The organism is Paenibacillus sp. 01T443 (assembly GCF_056398325.1).
Genome location: NZ_JBFTPE010000070.1, coordinates 1 through 668, shown reverse-complemented (window position 1 = coordinate 668; position 668 = coordinate 1). Strand labels below are relative to the sequence as shown.

General features: G+C 44.8%; 2 rRNA genes. Both read left to right on the top strand.

What is annotated here, in order from left to right:
- Positions 1-134 (top strand): 16S ribosomal RNA (locus AC1DLI_RS34295); the annotation flags it as partial.
- A gap of 170 nt (positions 135-304) precedes the next feature.
- Positions 305-421: ribosomal RNA gene (gene rrf / locus AC1DLI_RS34290) — 5S ribosomal RNA — on the top strand.
- Positions 422-668: the final 247 nt, after the last annotated feature.

Here is a 668-nt window from a genome sequence, read left to right as displayed (position 1 = left end):
CCACGAGAGTTTACAACACCCGAAGCCGGTGGGGTAACCCGCAAGGGAGCTAGCCGTCGAAGGTGGGGTAGATGATTGGGGTGAAGTCGTAACAAGGTAGCCGTATCGGAAGGTGCGGCTGGATCACCTCCTTTCTAAGGAAATACCCGRACCCGATGAGGTTCGGATAAACTTGGCAGTTTATCGCTTACTCGTTGTCAGTTTTGAAAGAGTAACTGCAATACATAGATGAAGAACGAAGCATATTGCTTGATCTGAATCATGGCATTGTTGGACACTTTCTTTAATTATGTCTAGTTATCCGTTTGGTGGCGATGGCGGAGGGGAACCACRCGTTCCCATACCGAACACGACCGTTAAGCCCTCCAGCGCCAATGGTACTTAGACCGCAGGGTCTTGGGAGAGTAGGACGTCGCCAAGCGGGTTATCTCAYAWRAAYAARTTACCAACWTTTASTKGTTGATTGTAATGAAAAAATGTGATAATCTATGATTCCTGTCGTGTAAACGGCAAGAAAAAAATTGCACCTTGAAAACTGGATAACGAAAGAAAAGAATTGCTGAAACATCCTTTAAGCTGTTTTTATTGTAAGCGAAAGGTGTTCGAGATTGTTGCGACTTCTTTTCGTTGTATTCCCACCGCTTAATGTTTATTGAGATGGAGGGAAT